General features: G+C 31.4%; 20 protein-coding genes and 1 pseudogene. All 21 read left to right on the top strand.

All coding sequences use genetic code 11. The annotated features are described in order from the left end of the window. Nucleotides 1–1,606, top strand: a pseudogene (locus AB2369_RS04545) (DNA primase); the annotation flags it as partial. A 430-nt stretch (nucleotides 1,607–2,036) separates the two neighbouring features. After that, nucleotides 2,037–2,471, top strand: coding sequence for a sigma-70 family RNA polymerase sigma factor (locus AB2369_RS04540; RefSeq protein WP_367665293.1), 435 nt, complete (start codon nucleotides 2,037–2,039; stop codon nucleotides 2,469–2,471). A 226-nt stretch (nucleotides 2,472–2,697) separates the two neighbouring features. Then, entirely contained in the window at nucleotides 2,698–3,288 is a 591-nt protein-coding gene (locus AB2369_RS04535) for a terminase small subunit (RefSeq protein WP_367665292.1), read from the top strand. Further along, the gene (gene terL, locus AB2369_RS04530; protein WP_367665294.1) at nucleotides 3,281–4,693 is read left to right on the top strand and encodes a phage terminase large subunit; all 1,413 of its coding nucleotides are present in this window, start codon (nucleotides 3,281–3,283) and stop codon (nucleotides 4,691–4,693) included. Before AB2369_RS04535 ends, terL begins: the two co-directional genes overlap by 8 nt. A 12-nt stretch (nucleotides 4,694–4,705) precedes the next feature. Next, nucleotides 4,706–6,148, top strand: a complete 1,443-nt coding sequence (locus AB2369_RS04525; protein ID WP_367665291.1) for a phage portal protein — start codon at nucleotides 4,706–4,708, stop codon at nucleotides 6,146–6,148. Continuing rightward, nucleotides 6,138–7,301 (top strand): minor capsid protein, encoded by a 1,164-nt coding sequence (locus tag AB2369_RS04520; protein ID WP_367665290.1) that lies wholly within the window; start codon nucleotides 6,138–6,140, stop codon nucleotides 7,299–7,301. The genes AB2369_RS04525 and AB2369_RS04520 overlap by 11 nt, the downstream gene beginning before the upstream one ends. Before the next feature lie 21 nt (nucleotides 7,302–7,322). Further along, nucleotides 7,323–7,568, top strand: a complete 246-nt coding sequence (locus tag AB2369_RS04515) for a hypothetical protein (protein WP_367665289.1) — start codon at nucleotides 7,323–7,325, stop codon at nucleotides 7,566–7,568. A 51-nt stretch (nucleotides 7,569–7,619) separates the two neighbouring features. Beyond that, the gene (locus AB2369_RS04510; protein WP_367665288.1) at nucleotides 7,620–7,916 is read left to right on the top strand and encodes a hypothetical protein; all 297 of its coding nucleotides are present in this window, start codon (nucleotides 7,620–7,622) and stop codon (nucleotides 7,914–7,916) included. A 56-nt stretch (nucleotides 7,917–7,972) separates the two neighbouring features. Beyond that, on the top strand, nucleotides 7,973–8,191 hold the full coding sequence (locus AB2369_RS04505; RefSeq protein ID WP_367665287.1) for a hypothetical protein: 219 nt from the start codon (nucleotides 7,973–7,975) through the stop codon (nucleotides 8,189–8,191). A 17-nt stretch (nucleotides 8,192–8,208) separates the two neighbouring features. Next, the gene (locus AB2369_RS04500) at nucleotides 8,209–8,739 is read left to right on the top strand and encodes a phage scaffolding protein (protein ID WP_367665286.1); all 531 of its coding nucleotides are present in this window, start codon (nucleotides 8,209–8,211) and stop codon (nucleotides 8,737–8,739) included. 21 nt (nucleotides 8,740–8,760) lie between these two features. Next, a complete protein-coding gene (locus AB2369_RS04495) occupies nucleotides 8,761–9,744 on the top strand; it encodes a major capsid protein (protein WP_367665285.1) in 984 nt (327 codons plus the stop codon). A 14-nt stretch (nucleotides 9,745–9,758) separates the two neighbouring features. Continuing rightward, on the top strand, nucleotides 9,759–10,061 hold the full coding sequence (locus AB2369_RS04490; RefSeq protein ID WP_367665284.1) for a Rho termination factor N-terminal domain-containing protein: 303 nt from the start codon (nucleotides 9,759–9,761) through the stop codon (nucleotides 10,059–10,061). Further along, nucleotides 10,045–10,329 (top strand): phage head-tail connector protein, encoded by a 285-nt coding sequence (locus AB2369_RS04485; protein ID WP_367665283.1) that lies wholly within the window; start codon nucleotides 10,045–10,047, stop codon nucleotides 10,327–10,329. The genes AB2369_RS04490 and AB2369_RS04485 overlap by 17 nt, the downstream gene beginning before the upstream one ends. Then, nucleotides 10,329–10,646 (top strand): hypothetical protein, encoded by a 318-nt coding sequence (locus AB2369_RS04480; RefSeq protein ID WP_367665282.1) that lies wholly within the window; start codon nucleotides 10,329–10,331, stop codon nucleotides 10,644–10,646. Before AB2369_RS04485 ends, AB2369_RS04480 begins: the two co-directional genes overlap by 1 nt. Then, nucleotides 10,639–11,058 (top strand): HK97 gp10 family phage protein, encoded by a 420-nt coding sequence (locus AB2369_RS04475; RefSeq protein ID WP_367665281.1) that lies wholly within the window; start codon nucleotides 10,639–10,641, stop codon nucleotides 11,056–11,058. The genes AB2369_RS04480 and AB2369_RS04475 overlap by 8 nt, the downstream gene beginning before the upstream one ends. Further along, nucleotides 11,058–11,426, top strand: coding sequence for a hypothetical protein (locus tag AB2369_RS04470; RefSeq protein WP_367665280.1), 369 nt, complete (start codon nucleotides 11,058–11,060; stop codon nucleotides 11,424–11,426). Before AB2369_RS04475 ends, AB2369_RS04470 begins: the two co-directional genes overlap by 1 nt. Next, nucleotides 11,419–11,961: a hypothetical protein gene (locus AB2369_RS04465; RefSeq protein ID WP_367665279.1), complete on the top strand. Its 543-nt coding sequence runs from the start codon at nucleotides 11,419–11,421 to the stop codon at nucleotides 11,959–11,961. The genes AB2369_RS04470 and AB2369_RS04465 overlap by 8 nt, the downstream gene beginning before the upstream one ends. Before the next feature lie 70 nt (nucleotides 11,962–12,031). After that, the gene (locus AB2369_RS04460; protein ID WP_367665278.1) at nucleotides 12,032–12,331 is read left to right on the top strand and encodes a hypothetical protein; all 300 of its coding nucleotides are present in this window, start codon (nucleotides 12,032–12,034) and stop codon (nucleotides 12,329–12,331) included. Nucleotides 12,332–12,493: 162 nt separating this feature from the next. Next, nucleotides 12,494–12,616, top strand: a complete 123-nt coding sequence (locus tag AB2369_RS04455; RefSeq protein ID WP_367665277.1) for a hypothetical protein — start codon at nucleotides 12,494–12,496, stop codon at nucleotides 12,614–12,616. Between the two features lie 27 nt (nucleotides 12,617–12,643). Next, nucleotides 12,644–15,856 (top strand): phage tail tape measure protein, encoded by a 3,213-nt coding sequence (locus AB2369_RS04450; protein WP_367665276.1) that lies wholly within the window; start codon nucleotides 12,644–12,646, stop codon nucleotides 15,854–15,856. A 16-nt stretch (nucleotides 15,857–15,872) separates the two neighbouring features. Then, a partial coding sequence (locus AB2369_RS04445) for a phage tail domain-containing protein (RefSeq protein ID WP_367665275.1) occupies nucleotides 15,873–16,511 on the top strand: 639 nt, incomplete at its 3' end.

Here is a 16,511-nt window from a genome sequence, read left to right as displayed (position 1 = left end):
CTTCAATCTACAAGAAGCAACTAGAATAAAATTTGAAGATGAAGACCAGGAAGGAATAAAAATAATACTTAAATCTTCTACTGGAGAAAAAATCGAAAGAACAGGGTTAAGTACAGTATTTGATGATATAAAGGCATTTAAAAATTTTTTAGGAACTATGGATTTAGCTTTTAAGGGTAAAATTGATGAACTAACAGATTTAAAAGTTTGGATAAATAAATATTTTATAATGGAAGTTGAAGAAATATATCAAGGTATAAAGTTCATTAGAAAAGATGATGAATTAATTTTTGTAACCAATGATGGAGCTATTGCTAAAGATAAGTTTTTATATCATATAAAGTCAGATGGAAGAAATTCAGCAGATGTATTTGATTTAGAAAACATATCTAAGGAGGATCTTAATGAATTAAAAAAGTATATATTCAAGTTCGCAACTCCTGAAAAATCAATTTCAATTATCGGAACCGTAATTAATAATTTAGCAATATATCAAAACCAAGAATTAAAACAAAAACTCCATCATTTATTAATAGTCGGAGAAAGTGGATGTGGTAAAAGTACGATTTTAGAAAATGTAATAGCTCCAATACTTAATTATCCGAAAAAAGATGTAAGATCTATTGGATTAATTACTCCATTCGCACTAATAAAAGGATTAAGTGATGGTAATTATCCAATGTTATTTGATGAATTTAAACCATCATCTTTAGATAGATATAAAGTGGCCAAGATTTCCGAAACCCTTAGAAACTTATATGATAGAGCTACAATATCTAGAGGAGATAAATCTTTTAAATCTAGAGACTTCCAACTCAATAGACCATTGATAATTGCAGGAGAAGAAAGTTATCCTAACCAAGAAAAGGCATTGATAGAGAGAAGTTGTATTATATATCTATCAAAAAGAGAAAGAAAAAAAGAACATGAAAAATCCATGAAGTGGATAATAGAAAATGAAATTTTACTCAATAAGCTTGGGAAAAGTCTTATAAAAGTAATTTTAGAATTAGAAGTTGATCAGTATTCTAAGATAAGAGAAGATGTTGAGAATAATATAAATGGGTTAAAGAATAGACCACTTACTACGGCTGTTAATATATGTTGTGGAATAGAAATACTTAATATTCTTCTTAAGAAAATGAAATTTAAAAAGATTGATGGATATGTAAGCCATGTGATTGAAAATATAAAAAGTGAAGTTTTAGAAGATGGACAAGATACACATTCAACAGTAGAGCAGATGCTAGTACTCTACAATGACATGATTGAGGATGGAAGAGCATTTAATTCAGATGAAGTTGTAAAGTATAGAGGTGATGGAATATTTATAAAAACTAGCGAAATGATAAATCAAATACATGAGCACGTTAATAAGGTTGGAGCAGATATAATTCCACTTAAACTAAGGGACTTTAAAAAACAGGCTCAAAAGGCTGGATATTTAGATGGGGTTGCTAATAAGCTCATAAAAATAGGAACCAAGCCAGTTAGATTTGACACATACAATGCAGAGAGATTAAGGGAAATTAAGGTCAATTCGATAATTCCGCCAGAGTTGGAAGAGCTTTCAGATGAAGAAAGGAGAGTTATACCTTTTTCATAAAATTAATGAGGTAACATAAACATAGTAAAATGTTACCGAATGTTACCTTTGTGTTACCTACTTAAATCCAATGGTATCAATGCTTTATATATATAAGTAACATAGTAACATAAATATATAAATATATATACACACATGAGAGTGTTTATGTAGTATATATAAAAGATACGCACATAGTTTATAGAAAAATGTTACCATGTTACCAAGTAGCTCAAACCATTGATAACACTAGGGTTGAGGGGTAACGAAAAAGTGTTACCTAAAATGTTACCTTTTTATAGAGAAAGTAGCTTAAATGTAGATTACATGAGGGTTTAAAGTGTATATATTAAAAAATAAGAAATTGATAAAAAGTGACTAAAAGTAGCTAATTTAAGAGAAAAAAGGTTAAATTCTTAGTGAAAATAGAACAAAAAGTAGGTGATTTTAGTTGAATTCATATAAAAAAGTTGAAGCAATGCTATATAATTATAAGAAAACTAAGATTGAAATAAAAAATATGTTATTAGATATTGAAGATATAGAGAATAGTTACAGAGGAATGGGAGCTATAGAATATTCAGATATGCCTAAAGCTCATAATATAAATTCCTCAGTAGAATTAGAAGTAATTAAAAAAGAAGAAGAGATCTTGAGATTAAAGACTAAAATAAGAAGTAAAGAAATAGAAATTGAAAAAATAAATAATATACTTGAATCTTTAGATGAGAGAGATAGGAATATAATAGAAGAATACTATATTAAAAAGAATCAACTCAAAAATATAAGTAAACATATTAATTTAGAAGAAAGTTATTTATCAAGTTACAAGAGTAAATTAATTAAGGAAATATCAAGTATAATGTTTATAAAAGAAGTATCTTAGAAAAGTCTTAGAAACATCTTGTATATAACTAATATATTGTGATTATAAACGTGTTAATATAGTATCATAGAAATAAAACAAAAGGCATCCAATATTAAAATACTAGGAGGTGAATCTTCCAGTGTACATTCTAGTATTATATGGGTGTCTTTTTGTTATTTTAATAATTATACACAATATGTTGTGGATTATGTTGATAAAGATACAATATATAGGAGGTGGCATTGTGAAGCTAACACCAAAACAAAAAATATTTGTAGATGAGTATTTAGTGGATTTAAATGCCACTAGAGCTTATAAAGCAGCATATAAGAATATTAAGAATGATGAAACTGCAAGAGTTAATGGAAGTAGATTGCTAACAAATGCTAACGTAAAGAGTTATATAGATAAAAGAATGAAAGATAGAGAACAGAGAACAGAAATAACTCAAGATATGGTCCTGCAAGAGCTTTCTAAAATAGCATTTGCTAATGGCTCAGATTTTGCAAAAGTAGTTGAAAAATCTTATATGAAGCCTGTATTAGATAAAGAGGGAAAACCAACGGGTGAAAAGGAAGAAGTCTTTTATAAGGACGTTGAATTGGTTATTACAGATGATTTACCAGAATATAAAAAGAAAGCTATAGCAGCTATTAAACAAACTAAGTTTGGTATAGAGGTAGCTTCATGTGATAAGGTTAAGGCTTTAGAATTATTAGGTAAGCATTTAGGAATGTTTAAAGATAAGGTTGAATTAAGTGGAAACATGAATGTAAATAATCCATATGAAGGATTAAGTACTGAGGACCTTAAGAAGTTGATAAATGATGGATAAAGAGTTAATAAAACTAGGTGCGAAGATAGAACTTGCAAGACGTGAGTTCTTTTTTTATTGCAATTTAAAAGCTCCAGGCTTTTATAAACAAGATAGAAAATACCTAATTGACTTATGTGATGAGTTTCAGAACTTTTATGAAAGTGATGATGAAGTATTAATTGTTAATGAACCGCCTAGACATGGAAAGAGTAGAACATCAGGGTTATTCGTTGAATGGGTGCTAGGTAAGAATCAAAATGAAAAGATTATGACAGGGTCATATAATGAAACTTTATCAACTATGTTTTCTAAGAATGTAAGGAATAGTATTCAGGAAGAAAAGGCAGATAAATATAAGCCTGTATTCTCTGATGTGTTTCCAGGAGTATCAATTAAACACGGTGATGGAGCTATGAACCTATGGTCCTTAGAAGGTGGATATAATAACTACTTAGCAACTTCACCAACAGGTACAGCAACAGGATTTGGCTGTAGCCTTATGATTATAGATGATTTAATTAAAAACGCTGAAGAAGCCTATAACGAAAGTGTTAAGCAAAAGCACTGGGAGTGGTTTACTAATACAATGCTTTCAAGGCTTGAAGAAGGTGGAAAGATAATAATTATAATGACTAGGTGGGCCAGTGATGATTTAGCAGGTAAGGCATTAGATTATTATAAAGAGCAGAGTATTAAAGTAAAACATATAAGCATGAAAGCGTTGGTTGATAAAGAAAAGAAAGAAATGCTTTGTCCAGAGGTATTAAGTTATAGGAGCTATATAAATAAAGTAAAAGCTATGGGTGAGGATATAGCAAGTGCTAACTATCAGCAAGAACCTATAGACATCAAAGGAAGGCTTTACAGTAGCTTTAAGACATATATAGATATACCTAGAGATATTAATGGTAATCCTTTATTTAATAGAATTAAGGCTTATACAGATACTGCTGATGAAGGAAGTGACTACTTATGTAGTATTGTTTATGGTGAGTATAATAAAGAAGCTTATGTATTAGATGTTTATTATACAAAGGATTCTATGGAAACCACAGAAACTGAGACTGCAAAACGACTTTATGAAAATGATGTGAATATAGCTGATGTAGAAAGTAATAATGGTGGTCGTGGTTTTGCTAGAAGTGTAGAGAGAATATTAAAAGAAAAGTATGGTAGCAATAAAACTAAAGTCAAATGGTTCCATCAAAGCAAGAATAAGAAGGCTAGGATATTATCAAATGCTACATGGGTTATGGACCATATATATTATCCTGTTAATTGGAGAGATAGATGGCCAGAGTATTATAATGCTATGGTTAAATATCAAAGAGAAGGTAAAAACAAAAATGATGATGCTCCAGATGCTACAACAGGAATAGCTGAAAATATAAATAAGTCGGGTGGTATGTCAGTATTAAAATAAGGAGGTGTTAATTTGGGATTCTTAAGCAATCTAATAAAGCCTAGTGCTCCAGCAATGACACAGGAACAAATAATAAATAAATATATACAAGACTTTGAAAGCAGTCAAAAGAGAAACGATATGCTTATAGGTGAGAGATACTATGATAATGAAAATGATATTAAGCAAAGAAAAATATATAAGTATATTGATGGACAAAAGGTAGAAGATAAGGAAAGACCTAATAATAAACTATCACATGGGTTTGCTAATTTATTGATTGATGAAAAGGTAAGTTATTTACTAGGTACAAGTCCAAAGATTACAGCAGATGATGAAGAATTTCAAAAGAGACTTATAGAAATACTAGACTATAAGTTTGATGATAAGCTACAAGAAATAGGAGTAGAAGCAAGTAACAAAGGTATAGCATGGCTTCAACCATATATAAATAGTAATGGTGAATTAAAGTTCAGAAAACATGAGAGTGAACAAATAATACCTATATATAAAGATAATACTAAGGAAGAATTAGAAGCTATAATAAGATTCTATTATGTTGAGACTTATGAAGGTGATAAGAAATCAGATGTTAAGAAAGTTGAGTATTGGACAAAAGATACTGTAACTTACTATACAAATTATAAGGGAAATCTTATTCCAGATATAGAAGCTATAGGAGAAGGAGAAACAGTAGGGCATTTTTTAGTTAATGGAGTTTATCAAAGTTGGGGTAAAGTACCTTTTATACCTTTTAGAAATAATAGTAGAGAGAAAAATGACTTAACATACTTTAAGGATCTAATAGATGATTATGATAAGAATACCTCGGATACATCTAACACACTAGATGATATAGCGAGGTTTATTTATGTTCTTAAGAACTATGGTGGTACTGATTTAAATGAGTTTCTTACTGATTTAAAGCTTTATAAAGTAGTTAAAGTTGATGATGACGGAGGAGTGGATAAGTTAAGTCCAGATATAGATATAGAAGCAGTTGAGAGACATCTAGACAGATTGAAGAAAGACATTTACACATTCGGTAAAGGTGTAGATAAAGATACAGATAAGTTTGGTAATTCTCCTTCAGGGGTTTCACTTAAATTCCTTTATGCTGCATTAGACTTAAAGTGTGATCAGATGGAAAGAAAATTTAAAAATGCTTTTGATGAATTATTTTGGTTTATAGCTGAATATTTAAAGTTAACTAATAAGGGAACACATGATTATAAAACTGCTAAAGTTACATTTGTTAGGAATATGCTTATAAATGTTAGTGATTCTATTAAGAATGTTGGTGATTCATTGGGAATAGTATCTAAGAAAACATTGCTTGAGAACCATCCATTTGTATCAGATTTATCTGAGGAACTTCTAAGATTAGAAGAAGAGAAAAAACTACATGAGGAAGAAGCTGGATTGGACTATGACAATATACCTTTACCCAAGGATGGTGAGGTAGATGAAGGATAGTAACTATTGGGAAAAGAGAGTAGCAAATAAAACTTGGAACATATATAATTCCTTAGAAGAAAGAAATAAAGCTCTAAAAGAAATATACCAGGAAGCTTATTTAGATATTGAAGAAGACCTATATAAAGTAGCTAAGAAGATGGAAACTGGAACACCTACCTTAAGTGATATGCATAAATATAATAGACTAGGAAAGCTTAATGATAATATAAATGAGATCATTAAACAGTTAAGTAATGAGATTGAAAAGAGAACAACTAATCAAATAACTAAGGCTTTTATAGAAAATTACTCTAATACTATGAAAGAGCTTGGAGAGTTAGAATATACTTTGCCTAATAAGAAGCTTATAGAGAGTCTATTAAAGTTTCCATGGAGTGGGGATAACTTTTCTAGTAGGTTATGGGAGAATACGAGAGTATTAGAACGCAATTTAAACGAGATACTTACTAGGGGATTAGTACAAGGTAAGGCAATATTTGAAATGGCAACTCAGCTAGAAGAAAGAATGATGAAAGGCTTTGATGAAGCTCATAGGCTAGTAAGAACTGAAACTATGCACTATTTGAATGAGAGTTCTTTAAGAGCTTATATGGATAGTGGAGTTGAAAAGATTCAGTTATGGGCTGCATTAGATGAAAGAACTTGTCATGTATGTGGTGTAAAGCATGGCAATAAGTATAGGCTGAAAGATGCTCCTATAGTTCCACTACATGCTAATTGTAGATGTACTTATATTCCGTTAATTGATGAAGATGATGATAAGAAAGACTACGGTAAAATTAAAGAAAGTGTTAACAATGAATTTAATAGAAGAGATAATATTGGATATAAGTATACAAATAATGGTATAATAATAGTAACAGAAGATCATAAAGGAGAACATTACAGTTTACCAAGAAAATATAAACCTTATGCTGTTATTGAAACTGATTCTATTAAAAAGAATGTAAGACAAATAGATAGAACATTCTATGATAAAGATGGATTAATGAAAAAACAAATACATTCAGGACCTCATGGTAATTCTAAGTTACATCCGTATGGTAATAACGGAGAACATTGTCATAAGTATAAGTGGGATGGGAAGTGTGAAAGAACAACTCACGAGTTAAGTAAAAAGGATAGAAGGATAAATAAAGATATATTATAATTAAAGAGAGGAAGTGATATTATGAAAATAGAAGATTTTAAGGAATTTACATTATTGAACGACGCTTCTTTTTTCTTATCTGGAAAAGAATATTATATATTTCTATTAAACAATGGATATAATGTAGGTCAGTATGATAATGAGGATAGTATACTATTTGGAAAGTACAAAAGTAATGACGAAAACTTTAAAGACATGATTGAAAACTGGATTATTGAAGGAAAGCCATTAAAAGAGTTATTAGATAAAATAGAGTTAAATTATTAAAGCACTTACTAAGTTAAAATATAGTAAGTGCTTTCTATTCTGGAGGATACTATGAATATAATATGTAACTCATGTAATGAAGAATTTATAATGGAGCAAGAAATGCTTAAAGAAAAGTATTTAGGATCTATGCTTACAGAAACTTTTTATCATTGCTCTAAGTGTGGACAGAAGTATTTAGTATGTATTATGAATTCTAAATGCAGAAGGTTAAAAAGAAGTATAAAAGAAATGAGTGTACAAAGGTTTAATGATACTAAAGATATAGACTTAGTATTGCTAGATAGAAATATAGATTCCCTACAAAAGGGGTTAAAAAGTGAAATGAATAGAATCAATGGAAAATAAGTCTTAGAAATAAGGCTTTTTTATTTTATCTAAAATTAAAGAAAGGAATGATATAAATGAAAGAACTAATGTCACAAGAATTAATAGAAGCTAAGAATAATATTACTTCAAATCTGAATTTAGATGATATGGATTATGAAGATGCAGAAATAGTTGCGACAATATTAAATATGTTTAACGAAAAAAATTATTTAATATCTGATGCAACCCAGATATTGACGCGCTGTATTGGAGAGCTTAAAAATTGTCCAGTAATCAAATATAAAAATTATTAGGAAAGGAGGTGGGTTAAATGCCAAAATTAAATGAAATATTAGGAGAAGCATATGCACAAATACCAGAAGATGTTCAGAATAAATATAAGGACATTGATTTAGTAGATAGCTCAACATATGCTGATAAAGATAAATTTGATGCATTAAATGAGCAACTTAAAACAGCAAATACAACTATTGAGGACCTTAAGAAGAATAATACTGATAATGAAACTCTTCAATCTAAGATAGGTGAATATGAAACTAAAGTTACTGACTATGAAAAACAAATACAAAATATGCAATTTAATTATGCAGTAGATGGAGCTTTAAAGAGTGCAAATGTAAGAAATGCAAAAGCCATTAAGGCTCTTTTGAATATGGAGAATGTAAAGCTTGATGGTGAGAACATATTAGGACTTACAGACCAATTAGAAGCATTAAAGAAAAGTGATTCATATTTATTTGATACTACTGTAACTGGTAGCGATCCAACAGACGGGAAGAGTAATCCAGCACCACAAGATACAACAGATTTAAGAAGTGCATTAGCACAAAAATATCAATAAGAAAAGGAAAGGTGATTTAATATGGCAATTACATTAAAAGAAGCAAAAGTAAGCATGGCAGATAAGGTAGACCAAATGGTTATAGATGAGTTTAGAAGGAATTCATTATTATTAGAACAATTAATATTTGACGATGCAGTTTCTCCAGGCACAGGGGGAAGTACATTAACTTATGGTTACACTAGATTAAAAACTCCAGGAACAGCACAATTTAGAGAAATTAATAATGAGTATACATCTCAAGAAGCTAAGAGAGAAAAGCACACTGTGGACCTTAAGATATTTGGAGGAGGTTTTGAATTAGATAGAATATTAGCAAATACAAGTGGGGCGATAGATGAAGTTGATTTCCAACTTAAAGAGAAAATTAAAGCGGCTAGTAATCTATTTCATTACACAGTTATTAACGGAGATAGTGCAGTAGATTCTAAATCCTTTGATGGATTAGATAAGGCATTAGCTGGATCAAGTACGGAATTAAACAAAGATAGTGTTATAGACTTATCAACTTCTGATGCAGTAGATACAAATTATAAAGACTTTTTAGACTTGCTAGATGAGTTTTTAAGTGAATTAGATGGTACTCCTAATATGCTTATGGGAAATGCAAAACTTATGTCAAAAATAAGAGCATGTGCAAGAAGAGCAGGTTATTTAACTCAAGCTGAAGATGCTTTTGGAAAGAAGGTTGATTCATATAATAATATACCATTGGTAGACCTTGGATATTATGTAGATAATACTGGAACTATACCAACAGTTAAGATACAAAAAAGAACTATATCTGCTAATGAGACTGATGGATTAACTGACTTATTCGCTGCTGGTATTAATCTTGGAGGATTTCATGGTGTTACAGTAAAAGGGGATAAGATTATAAAGACTTATCTTCCTGATTTGAACGCACCAGGAGCAGTTAAAAAAGGTGAAGTTGAAATGGTTGGAGCAATAGCCTTAAAGAATTCTAGATCAGCAGGAGTATTAAGAAATATAAAAGTAAGATAGCTAGGAGTGATTGTATGCCTAAATATAAAATATTATCTCCAAACAAAGAATACACTGGCCTTAGTGCTGGTGTTTCTTTTGTTAATGGAGAAGGAAACACAGAAGATTTATGGCTAGTTGATTGGTTTAAGAATATGGGATATGAAGTTAGAGAAGAGAAAATAGAAGTTACTGAAGAAAAAGATACATTGAATAATTTAACAGTAAAAGAGCTTAAGGAACTAGCAAAAGAGAAAGAGATAGAAGGCTATTCAGATATGAAAAAAGAAGAATTGATAAAAGCTTTAGAAGGTGTTAAAGATGTTGAAAAAGATTAAGATAGCTATAGGTGATACGATAAAAGATGATCTATTAAGTCTTATGATTGAAGATGTACAAGAATTTATTCTTAACTATTGTAACATTAAGGAACTTCCAGGTAAGGCTGAGAGTTTAATAAGAAGAATTGTAGTCATTAGGTGTAATATTATGGGTTCAGAAGGATTAAGTTCTGAAAGCTATAGTGGAATATCACAATCTTTTATAGATGGACTTCCTAAAGACATTAAACAAGAACTTGGAGCTATAAGGAAGGTGAAGTTTTAATGGCTAGTATAAACAGAGATATGAAGCCTATTATATTAGAGAGTAAAGCCAAAGTTAGAACACCTTCAGGAGCTACAAAAGAAGAATGGAAAGAAAGTAATACTATTGAAGTAGCTATTTATGATATAGACGATAGAATAAATACACAGAGTGTTAAATTCAATGATTCTAGCCATACTGGACTTACTAGACATAAAGATATTAAAGAAGGGATAAACAGGCTTAGAGAAGGAAATACAGTGTATAATATACTATCCGTTAAGCCTAAGGGAAGATTAACACAACTTTATTTAAAGGTAGTTGATACTAATGTCTAGTGATAATAGAGAATTCCAAAAGAGTTTAGAGGAAGCAACTTATAAACAGGTAATGAAGGCTTTTAAGAATGTCGAAAAAGCTTGTGTTTTATTAGAAGGTGAAAGTAAAAAGCTTTGCCCAGTTGACCAAGGACCTTTAAGAGCTGCTATGTTTCATGATGTAGGCTTAACAGAAACTGAAATAGTAGGGAGTGTAGCTAATAGCATGGAGTATGCTCCATATGTACATCAAGGAACTGGTATATATGCTATTAATGGTAATGGTAGAAAAACACCTTGGAAGTATAAAGTAGAAAAAGGAAAATATGCAGGATGGCATATTACTAAAGGACAAAAACCTAATCAATTTTTAGAGAAAGCGAAACTTAATAATAAAGATAAAATAAATAAAATTCTAGGAGGTGCTAAGTAGTGGAGATAGATATTAAAAACTATATAGAAAGTAATGTAACAGAATTAAAAGATAGGCTTTTTCCTATTTTCACTACAGATATTGAAAAGCCTTCTATAGTTTATACATTTTCTCCTATAAGCGGAGGACATATTAAACAAAGTCAATTAGAGCTTAAAATAATATGGTCTGATTATGACCAAGTAAAAGAAATAGAAACAACAATAAACAAAATAATGGATATGGAAGAAGATAAGCCTTTTATTACCTATGGGAGCACTTATTTTAAAAGTTCTCTAAGTGGTGGAGGGCTTTTATTTATGGATGATTTACAGATGTATGAGAATACATTAATTTTTATAATAACATGGAGGTGTAATAATGGCTAAGGACGAGATATTATTAGGTGCTGGGGAATTATATATGTATGAGTTTAAAGGAGAGGAGATTCCAGAACACACAGAAATAGAAACTGATAATCACAATGTTGGTCATACTTCAGGAGGAGCTTCTATTGATTACAAGCCAGAGAAGTATGATGTTAAAAATAGTTATGGTAAGACGGTAAGAAGTTTTATAACAAAAGAAGATTTAACCTTCAAAACTGGACTTCTTACATGGAATATGGATAAAATAGCTCTGCTTTCTACGGCTAAGGTTACAGTTGATGAAGTTAAGAAAAATAGGAAATTAACTTTTGGCGGTGGTGGAGCTTTAAAGAATGTTCTTATAAGATTTGTTCATACAAAACAAAATGGCAAAAAATTAAGATTTACTATGATAGGTCAAGGTGGTAATGGGTTTGCCATGGAGTTTGGAGAAAAAGAGGTAGTAGTGGATTCTGAAATAGCAGCTATTGAATATATAAAGGGATTCTTAGCAGAGTTTGAAGAAGAACTTTCAGATGGGGAAATTACAGAATAGGTAAATTAAAAATATATAATATCTCAGGAGTCTTTTGAATAAAGGCTCCTTTAATTTTAGGAGGAAAAACATGATAGATTTAGATAGATATATAAATAGAACAATAGAATTTCAACTTAATGGAGAGTTAATTAGGGTTCAAGAACTTACCCCTGCAATGTTTAGGAAAGTATCAGAATATGAAATGACAGAAGATCCTAAGAAAATATATGAAAAGCAAGTAGAGTTAGTAACTGAAATGTTAAATAGAAATACTAGTGGAAATAAATTTACTGCAAAAGATATAGAAAAATTACCTCAATCAGTAGTTAATAAGCTATATATTTCTATAGTTAGTTTTACTAAAGAACCTTTAAATGACCCAAACTAATAATTCCTATTCCTCAAGATGAAAGATTTAGGGAAGCTATTTTTAATAAATACTTCCCTAGTGAGGAATGGGAATCATTTTTTTCATTATCTACTAATGAAATTAAAAGAATTAGTAAGTATACAGGATTAAATTTTAAAGAAGTACAGGAACTTGGGATAAGTGAATATATGCTTTATGACAAAGAGTCTTGGATACAAGGCTTTAATAGTTATGAGAGTGGGAGAGAGTTCCTTAAAACCTTATGGAGATTACAACAAACCAAAGCAGATACAAGAGCTATAAGAGAATTTAAAGAAAGGAGGGGATAACTTGAAGGGGGGTATAGCGTTAGCTCCTTTAATTACTCAGATGAAGGTCGATATTAAAACCTTTAGAAGTGATATGGATAGAATTAAAACAGAAGCTGTAGGAAGAGCAAAAGAAGTTTCTAAGAGCATGGAGAGCGTTGCTAAAGTAGGGGAAAAAATGAGCGACATAGGTGGAGCTATGACAAAGAGGGTTACTCTGCCTATTGTTGCAGCAGGAGCAGCAGCAGTTAAATTTGGTACGGATTTTGGAGACAGTATAGCTAAAGTTAGCACTATAGCAGACACAACTAAAGTTCCAATAGAAGACTTAAAAAGCGGAGTAATGGATTTATCTCATGAAACAGGAATGGCAGCTACAGAATTAAATGAAGCTTTATATGAAGCTATCTCAGGTTCCGTAGACACTGCTGACGCTATAGATTTTTTAGGGACTACCGTTAAAGCTGCTAAAGGTGGATTTACTGACACAGCTACCGCAGTTGATGGACTTACTACAGTTTTAAACTCTTATGGTATGCAGAGTAGTGAAGCTGAAAAGATAGCTAATCAAATGTTAATTACTCAAAATAAAGGTAAAACAACCTTCGGGGAGTTAGCAAGTGCAGTAGGTAAGGTTACACCTATAGCTGCACAGTTAGGAATCACTACTGAGGAATTATTTTCTTCTTTAGCTAGTACAACAGCTCAAGGTCTTGCAACTTCTGAGTCCGTAACTGCTTTAAAGGCTGCTATGAGTAATATAATTAAGCCTAGCAAAGAAGCAAGTGAAGCAGCGGAGCAACTGGGCATAGATTTTTCAGTATCTGCCCTGCAAAGTAAAGGGTGGATAGGATTTTTAAAAGATGTTAAGTTAGGATTAGAAAATGCTAGTCCAGAATTTAAAAGATTACAAGACAATTTATCTAAAAATGTATATAAGTTATTAGAGTTAGAAAAGCAAGGAAAAAAGAATACAGAAGAATATAAGAATTTAAAGAAAGAAACTAATATATTAAGCAAACAATTCGAAACATTAGCTCAAGCAGCAGATAGCCCTATTGGGGCAATGGCTTCTGTATTTGGTTCTGTAGAAGGACTTAACTCCATTCTTATGCTAACTAGTGAAAATGGTATGAAAATATACAATGATACCATAAAAGAAATGGAGACTAACACTACAGCCCTTGATGATGCCTTTAATAAAATGGATAAGGCTCCAGGTACAGAAATGAGGAAAGCATTAAATGACATTAAAAATCTAGGTATAGAACTAGGGGATATTTTAATGCCGGTTGTTAAAGATGTTGTAGAAGGTACAAGGAATTTTGCGGAAGGGTTTAAAAATTTAAGTCCGTGGATGAAAGAAACAATAGTTAAAACTGCAATATTCTCAGCAACTTTAGGACCTGTAATATCTGGAGTAGGTAAAACTATAACGTTATTTACTAAATTAAAGCCCGTAGTAAGTGGGTTAAGTGTAGTGTTTGGAGAAGGAACTCCTTTAGTAGGTAAATTTCTTGGTAAGTTAGGATTAGCAAAAACAGTAGGAGCAACTGCAAGTACTGCATTAAGTGGAGTTGGGACAGCAGCAGGAACGGCAGCAGGGGCCAGCGGATTAGGAGCATTAGTTGGGGGGTTAGGTTCAGCTGCACTAGCAGCAGCACCATGGGTAGCGGCTGCTGGAGCAGTAGCCTACGGTGGATATAAAATATATGAAAACCTAAAGGAAGAAGTTGTACCTGAGATAGACATATTTGCAGATAGGATAGAAAAGACTTCAGTGACTGTAAATGAGTTTGGCGAGATGACTAATGAAACCGCTGTAAAGATTAGTGATAGTACTAAGGAAGCAGTAGGTGCTTATCTAGAGATGGACGAAGAAGTAGGCAAAGCATTGTATGACATGAAGTTGAAGAATGAAGATACTACTTCAGATATAAAACAAAAGATTGTAGATAACTTTACGTTAGCAGCATTACAAGCTAAAGACTTATCTCAAGATATTAAAGATGGTTATGTAAATGAATTATTTGGAATGATTCAAGGTACAGATAGAGTCACAACAGAAATGGTTAATACTATGGAAGCTAGACTTAGAGATATGTTAAGCAAAACCAACTCTCTGACACAAGAACAAAAAGATGTTATTGTAGGTAACTTTAGGCAAACTTGGGATGAGTCTGGTATAGTTACACAAGAGAGAATGGATTTAATGGTAGAGAAGTATAGAACCATGAACAATCAAATTATAACAGCTTCTCAAGAAAGATTCTATAAAGAGTTAGAAGATACTAAACAGTTCTTTATACAGAATGGTGCTTTAACTACAGAGGAACAAGCAGCTGCTATAACTAGATTAGAAGCTTACCACTATACTGAAATAAATAATATCAATGCGAACCAGGCCAAGATAGAAGATATATACTGGACAGCTCTTAATGAAAATAGAAGCATTAAAGCAGAAGAGTTTAGGCAAATAGAAGAGTTACAAAGAGAGAAAAAACAAAAAGCAGTAGAGATCCTTAGTGAAGAAGAAGCTGAAGCAATAGTTATCAATGAGAGATTAAAAGCTGAAACAGGTAGAATCACAGCTGAAATGGCATCTGATACTGTGAAGAAAGCTAATGAAACTAGGGATGGTGCTATTAAAGCAGCTGAAACAAGATATGATGGGGAAATCAAAGAAGCTGCTAGATTAAAAGCAGCAGGTATAATCACTGAGGAGCAATATAGAGCTATGGTTACTAGTGCTGAGAATGCTAGAGATGATAGCGTGGAAGCAGCTAAAGCTACTAATGAAGGTATTAAGAAAAAGATAGAAGAAGATTCTCCTGGGATATGGGGTGTAGTAGATAAACAAACAGGTGGAGTATTAAGTAGGTGGAAAAAACTAGCTAGAGATGTTAAGAATGAATTTGACTGGATCATGGGTATTATAAGTAGTATTCCATTAATTTCACCACCGAAGTTACCTTCAAAGACACCTCCACAGATTCCACAATTTGCCGTTGGAACAAACTATGTACCTAAGACAGGACTTGCTTTAATACATGAAGGGGAAGCTATTGTACCAAAAAAGAATAACCCATTTAATCCTAATGCTGATTCACCTTTCTTAGGCGGTGGAGAAGGTAGAGGTATTAATGTTACCAATAACTTCCATGGAAAAGTTGAGAGCCCCTACGAAGTTTATAAGGCAACTAAAAAAGCTATGAGAAGTTTATCTTTTACTTAAGGGGGTGGTATTTATATTGAATATTGAACTAATAAATAAAGAAAATAATTTATCCATTACTATGGATAGTTTTATAGGAGACACTGGAGTATTAGTAACTCTTTTTGAGGATGAACAAATACAAGGTGAGTTTAATAAATTTAAAGGGGTTAATCAATCGGGTATGAGTATAAGTTCCACAACCTTAAGTGAGAGAACTATAAATGTGGAAGGCTTTATTCTAGCAAATAGTAGGGATCAAATAATGGAAATGAGAAGGCAGTTAATTAGAGTTTTGAACCCTAAAGATGATGTATTACTAAAATATAAAGAAGACAATATAAATAGAGCAATAACAATTAGAGCAGAGAGTATACCCATTTTCTCTTCTGATTATAAAACTAATAATGATAATGCTCTAGCTTTTAAATGCTTCCTTAACGCTCCGTACCCTTTTTGGCAAGAGATAGAGGGTAAGAAAGCTGAGATAGTCATGTGGAAAGGTGATTTCCATTTTCCTCTTGTAATACCTAAGAATAAAGGGATTATTATGGGTCATAGAGAGCCTAGCTTAATAGTTAATGTTATAAATAATGGTGATGTAGAAACAGGAATGACAATAGAGTTCTTTGCAAGAGGTACACTAAAGAACCCTAGTCTATTCAATGTAAATACT

The sequence above is a fragment of the Clostridium sp. genome (assembly GCF_040797585.1).
Classification (GTDB): Bacteria; Bacillota; Clostridia; order Clostridiales; family Clostridiaceae; genus Clostridium_Z.
This window is presented reverse-complemented; position numbering and strand designations above follow the sequence as displayed.

Excerpts from the sequence above, each read along its gene's own strand:
- AB2369_RS04505 (WP_367665287.1), top strand. The coding sequence starts at position 7,973 with ATGAAAGAACTAATGTCACAAGAATTAATAGAAGCTAAGAATAATATT.
- AB2369_RS04490 (WP_367665284.1), top strand. The coding sequence starts at position 9,759 with ATGCCTAAATATAAAATATTATCTCCAAACAAAGAATACACTGGCCTT.
- AB2369_RS04475 (WP_367665281.1), top strand. The coding sequence starts at position 10,639 with ATGTCTAGTGATAATAGAGAATTCCAAAAGAGTTTAGAGGAAGCAACT.
- AB2369_RS04500 (WP_367665286.1), top strand. The coding sequence starts at position 8,209 with ATGCCAAAATTAAATGAAATATTAGGAGAAGCATATGCACAAATACCA.
- AB2369_RS04480 (WP_367665282.1), top strand. The coding sequence starts at position 10,329 with ATGGCTAGTATAAACAGAGATATGAAGCCTATTATATTAGAGAGTAAA.
- terL (WP_367665294.1), top strand. The coding sequence starts at position 3,281 with ATGGATAAAGAGTTAATAAAACTAGGTGCGAAGATAGAACTTGCAAGA.
- AB2369_RS04460 (WP_367665278.1), top strand. The coding sequence starts at position 12,032 with ATGATAGATTTAGATAGATATATAAATAGAACAATAGAATTTCAACTT.
- AB2369_RS04465 (WP_367665279.1), top strand. The coding sequence starts at position 11,419 with ATGGCTAAGGACGAGATATTATTAGGTGCTGGGGAATTATATATGTAT.
- AB2369_RS04510 (WP_367665288.1), top strand. The coding sequence starts at position 7,620 with ATGAATATAATATGTAACTCATGTAATGAAGAATTTATAATGGAGCAA.
- AB2369_RS04485 (WP_367665283.1), top strand. The coding sequence starts at position 10,045 with ATGTTGAAAAAGATTAAGATAGCTATAGGTGATACGATAAAAGATGAT.
- AB2369_RS04495 (WP_367665285.1), top strand. The coding sequence starts at position 8,761 with ATGGCAATTACATTAAAAGAAGCAAAAGTAAGCATGGCAGATAAGGTA.
- AB2369_RS04520 (WP_367665290.1), top strand. The coding sequence starts at position 6,138 with ATGAAGGATAGTAACTATTGGGAAAAGAGAGTAGCAAATAAAACTTGG.
- AB2369_RS04515 (WP_367665289.1), top strand. The coding sequence starts at position 7,323 with ATGAAAATAGAAGATTTTAAGGAATTTACATTATTGAACGACGCTTCT.